7 protein-coding genes and 1 pseudogene are annotated in these 4,492 nt (G+C 75.6%); all 8 read right to left on the bottom strand.

Going from position 1 to position 4,492, the window contains the following annotated elements:
* A pseudogene (locus ABZ641_RS26840) lies at positions 1-222 on the bottom strand (class I SAM-dependent methyltransferase); the annotation flags it as partial.
* A 71-nt stretch (positions 223-293) separates the two neighbouring features.
* Positions 294-1,073: an endonuclease/exonuclease/phosphatase family protein gene (locus tag ABZ641_RS26835; protein WP_359985697.1), complete on the bottom strand. Its 780-nt coding sequence runs from the start codon at positions 1,071-1,073 to the stop codon at positions 294-296.
* 67 nt (positions 1,074-1,140) lie between these two features.
* Positions 1,141-1,620: a MarR family transcriptional regulator gene (locus ABZ641_RS26830; RefSeq protein ID WP_359985695.1), complete on the bottom strand. Its 480-nt coding sequence runs from the start codon at positions 1,618-1,620 to the stop codon at positions 1,141-1,143.
* The gene (locus tag ABZ641_RS26825) at positions 1,617-2,030 is read right to left on the bottom strand and encodes an EVE domain-containing protein (RefSeq protein ID WP_344627223.1); all 414 of its coding nucleotides are present in this window, start codon (positions 2,028-2,030) and stop codon (positions 1,617-1,619) included. The genes ABZ641_RS26830 and ABZ641_RS26825 overlap by 4 nt, the downstream gene beginning before the upstream one ends.
* Positions 2,027-2,467, bottom strand: a complete 441-nt coding sequence (locus tag ABZ641_RS26820; protein WP_359985692.1) for an SRPBCC family protein — start codon at positions 2,465-2,467, stop codon at positions 2,027-2,029. The genes ABZ641_RS26825 and ABZ641_RS26820 overlap by 4 nt, the downstream gene beginning before the upstream one ends.
* Positions 2,468-2,575: 108 nt before the next feature.
* Positions 2,576-3,763, bottom strand: a complete 1,188-nt coding sequence (locus tag ABZ641_RS26815; protein ID WP_359985690.1) for an NAD(P)-binding domain-containing protein — start codon at positions 3,761-3,763, stop codon at positions 2,576-2,578.
* On the bottom strand, positions 3,760-4,101 hold the full coding sequence (locus tag ABZ641_RS26810) for a tetratricopeptide repeat protein (RefSeq protein WP_359985687.1): 342 nt from the start codon (positions 4,099-4,101) through the stop codon (positions 3,760-3,762). The genes ABZ641_RS26815 and ABZ641_RS26810 overlap by 4 nt, the downstream gene beginning before the upstream one ends.
* 165 nt (positions 4,102-4,266) lie before the next feature.
* Positions 4,267-4,492 (bottom strand): response regulator transcription factor (locus tag ABZ641_RS26805; protein WP_359985684.1); only part of this gene is annotated, 226 nt, incomplete at its 5' end.

The following is a 4,492-nucleotide window of genomic DNA, read 5'->3' as shown; positions in this document are numbered from 1 at the left end:
GCCGACCACCCGGTGGCCGCGCAGGGCCAGCCCGATCGCCTGGGTGCCGATGCCGCAGGCGCAGTCGAGCACGTCCGCCGGGCCGGACCCGAGGCGGTCGGTGAGCAGCGCGTCCAGGGCGGCGCCCTGCCGCCGGATGCCCGCCTCCCAGTCGGCGTAGATCAGGTGGTAGCCGGCGGCGAGCCCGTCGTAGAAGCCCGCCACCGGGTCCTGCGGTGCCATGTGCCCTCCTGTCACCTTCCGTGGAGCCGGTTCTGACGCCCCGTCGGCGTCACGGCGACCTCACGTCGGCCTCACATCGGCGACGTGTCGTTCCGCTCGGCAGGTCCGGGGTCGGCAGGTCCGGGGTCGGCTCCGGGGACGACCTCGGCGCGGACGGGGTTGTGGTCGGAGAGGCCGGCGACGTCCTCGACCACGGCGCCGCGGCTGTCGAGGCCGTGCACCACCACGTGGTCGATCCACTGGGACTTCTCCGCGCCGGTCTCGCGCGGTCTGGTCGGCGGTGCGCCGGGCGGGAGTTCGGCGACGGCGAAGCCGGGGCCGAGTTCGGCGGCCACGGTCGTCCGGTCCGCGTTGAAGTCGCCCAACAGGACGGCCGGGCCGTCCGCGGTGGCGGCCACCACCTCCGCCAGCCGGGCGAGTTGGCCGGGCCGGCGGGGGCCGGTGCTCACGTGGGTCGCGACGACGAGCAGGCCCGCCGTGCGGACGGCGAGCAGCCCCTTGCCGCGGTCCTCCGCGAAGGCCTCGGCGGCCACCACCTCGCCCGGCCCGTCGACCAGCAGCACCAGGTGCTCGCTGCGGTCTGCCAGCAGGGTGGGGATGCGGCGCGGTGTCGGGATCCGCGGGTAGTCGAGCGTGTGGATGCTCCGGCCGGCGGGCAACGCGGCCCGGATCGAGGCGAGTTGGTCGCCGCTCACCTCCTGCAGCGCCACCACCCGTTCGGTCAGCGCGGCGACCCGGGCGGCGACGGCGGCGATCCGCGATGCCTCCTCGGGCCACCGGTCGAGGACGTCACTGCTCCAGTTCTCCGCGTGGACGCGGTGCAGGACGTTCCAGGTGGCAACGGTGAGCATGCCCCCGATGGTACGGGCCGCCGGCGACACCCCGCGTCGGGGGCGCAGCCCCGCAGGTGGCCGCCCCTCAGCCCGCTTCGCCCGGCTGCCCCTTCGCGCTGCGGAGGGTGCGCAGGGCGGCGCTGAAGGCGGCGGCGTCGGCGCCGAGCGGTTCGAAGAAGGCGCGGTCGCAGGCCTCGACGGCCGCGACGGCTCGGTCGGCGAGGGCGCGGCCCTCGTCGGTGGGGGCGAGGGCACGGGCGCGGCGGTCGTGCGGGTGCGGCAGCCGGTGGACCAGTCCGCGGGACTCCAGGGCGCGCAGGACCTGGGAGGTCATCATCGGATCGGTGGCGGCGTGGTCGGCGAGGTGCTTCTGGGTGACCGGCCCGTCCGCCTGCAGCCAGCTCAGCGAGGCGAGCAGGACGAACTGGACGTGGGTCAGCCCGTACGGCTTGAGGGCGGCGCGCTGGGCTGCCTGCCAGCGGTTGGTGACCTGCCAGAGCAGCAGGCCGGGGCTCTCGTCGGGTTCGGTGAAGCCGCTGGCCAGGCGCGGCGGGTGGTCGGTCATGCGGTGACCATAGCGGCCCGGACGAGGGCCAGGTCGTGGGCGGTCAGCTCGACCAGGCCGCGGCGCAGCCGGTACCCCCAGTCGGGGGCGGAGGTCAGGTCGAGCGTGCCGTCGAACCGGGCGAGCGGTGCCTCGGCGGCGCCGGGCAGGTAGTCGACCCGCCGCCGCCAGGGCTTGAAGTCGCCCTCGTCGGCCTGCCACACCTCCTCGTCGGCGACCGTGCCGATGGCGGTGAAGGCGCGCAGCGGGCGGCCGCCGGCGAGGCTCGTCCGGGGCGAGTAGTAGACCAGCCAGTCGCCGGCCGCCAGGCGGGCGACCGCGTCCCGGCGGCCGTGGTTGAGCTGGGCGATGCCCAGCCCGGTGCCGCGCAGGACGTGGTCGCGGCAGACGACGCCGAGCCAGGCCCTCATGCGGCGGTCACCGCGCTGTCGGCCTCGGCGGTGGCGGCGAGCCGGTCGAGGTCCTGCTGGAGGCCGGCCCGGATGTCCTTGCCGAGGATCGCGTTCCACAGGGCGGCGAGCGGGCCGTCGAGGGTGACCTCGACGTTGACCAGGGTGCCGCCCTGCTCGGTGCGCTCGACCAGGTGACGGAAGGTCAGCCGGGCGCCCAGCAGCCGGGAGACGTCGGTGAACTCCCTGCCGGGGACGAGCTTCGCGACGGTGAACGGCACCTTGGGGCCGCCCTTCGGCTTGAGCACGCCGGTGGCGCCCTCGACGAACGGGCCGTCCAGGCGGACCCAGGCGGTGTCGGTGTTCCACTCGGGCCAGGTGGCCATGTCGGCCCAGCGGGCGAAGAAGGCGGACGGGTGGGCGGTGGAGACGGTCTGTGCCGTGGCGAGCTTCCTCATGAGGAATACTATGCGCGCTTAGTATCTTTCGCGTCAAGCCCGTTCCGCCCGTTGCCCGCGTCCGGGTCGCCCGGCCTGTCCGGGCCCCCAGCCCGTCCGGCGCGGCCCTCAGGCGGCGGTCAGGACGTGCTCCCGGCGGTCGGCCCGGTGCAGGCGGCGTTCGCGGGCGGCGATGTGCTTCGCCACCACCGCGGCGTCCTTGCCGGCGCCGCCGATCAGCATCGAACTGAACGCCCGCTGGAAGGCGAGACCGCAGAAGTACAGACCGGGCGCGTCCCCGACCACGCCGCGGTGCTCCCGCGGCCAGCCGTCAGGGCCGGTCACCGGCGCGTCGATCCAGTCGAAGTCCTGCCGGAAGCCGGTGCACCAGACGACGTTGGCCACCTCGACCACCCGTCCGCCGTCGAGCAGCGGCATGCCGTCCCGCACCCCGGTCATCCGCTCCGGCACCCGCTCCACCCCGACCCGCGCCAGGTCGGCGGCCTTCACCCGCAGCAGCGGCCCGCCGTGCGTGCGGACCTCCTCGCGCATCCGCCGTCCGAACGGCGTGCCCGTGGTGAGCACCCGGTCGGCGATCTGCCACAGCACCGGGAACGCCAGCCGCGTCGACCTCGCCTCCAGCGTGAGCGGGATCTGCCCGGTCTCCCGCCCGCACAGCACCGTCCGGTGCCGCCCGGCCACCTCGTACGCCACGTCCGCACCCGAGTGCGAGGCGCCGACCACCAGCACCGGCCCGTCGCGCAGCCGGCCTTCGTTGCGGTACTCGCAGGAGTGCAGCTGCAGGATCCGCGGATCGAGCTGCGGCGCGAAGGGCGGGACGTACGGGCCGCGGCCGAAGGTGCCGGTGGCGACCACGGCGTTCTCGGCGAGCAGCCGGCCCCGGTCGGTCTCCACCACCCACCCACCGGCCCCGTCGGTGCCTCCGGTGCCTCCGGTGCCTCCGGTGCTCCCGGCACCGGTGGTGTCTCCGGTGTCCGCGGGGGAGAGCCGGGTGACCCGGACACCGGTGCGCACCGGCAGGTCGAACCGCTCCGCGTACGCCTCCAGGTAGTCCGCCACCTGGTCCTTGCCGGGGAAGGACCAGCCGGGTGCGGGGAAGCGCATCCCGGGCAGCCCGTCGTAGCGGGCCGGGCTGTACAGCCGCAGCGAGTCCCAGTGCGAGCGCCAGTTGTCGCCGATCCGAACGCTGCCGTCCAGGATCACGCACTCCCGACCACGCCGGGCCAACTGCTGACCGACGGCGAGCCCCGCCTGCCCCGCGCCGATGACCACGGTCTCGTGCCGTTCCCCGTTCATGACTCCTCCTCCGTTCCGTCCCCCGGCCCCGCGAGCAGCACCAGCACCCGGTTCAGCAGGGCCTCGGCCTCGGCCAACCGGCCGCGGGCGACGCAGACCGCGCCGAGCGCCCGCAACGGCACCGCCAGCCGCGGGTCGTCCGGGCCGTACGCCGCCGTGCAGCAGCGGACCGCGCGGCGCAGCGCACGTTCGGCCGCGGCGTGCTCGCCGCGTTCCGCCAGCGCCGCCCCGAGGGCCGTCGCCGCCCGGCCCGCCTGTGCGGGGGCGGGGACGGGGACGGGCGCGGGGACGCCCGTCCGGGCCGGTGCGTCGGCAGGTGTCTGTGCGTGGAGTGCCACGGTCGTCGCCGCCTTCCGGGGCCGTTCGCCGTACTCCGACGCTAGGCCGCGGAGCCGGGGCGGCACATCGGCAGAACCATGTGTTCCGGGCCGTCGCGGATGGGCAGATGTGCGCAGACGGCCGAGGGGCCGCACCGGCCCGGGGATCTCAGTGACCCGGGGATCTCAGTGGCTCGGGGTGCGGGCGCCGGCGAGGCCGTGTTCGAAGGCGTACGCGGCGGCGGCCGTCCGGGAGCCGGCGTCCAGCTTGCCGAGGATGTTGCTGATGTGGCGGGCCACCGTCCGCTCGCTGAGGTGGAGCTCCCGGGCGATCGCGTGGTTGCTGCCGCCCCCGGCGACCAGCCGCAGCACCTCCACCTCGCGCGGGGTCAGCCCGGCGGGTGCCTCCGTC

This window comes from Kitasatospora sp. NPDC007106 (assembly GCF_040634455.1).
Lineage (GTDB): Bacteria > Actinomycetota > Actinomycetes > Streptomycetales > Streptomycetaceae > Kitasatospora > Kitasatospora arboriphila.
Note: the sequence above shows the minus strand (reverse complement) of the source record. Positions and strands in the feature narration are given on the sequence as shown.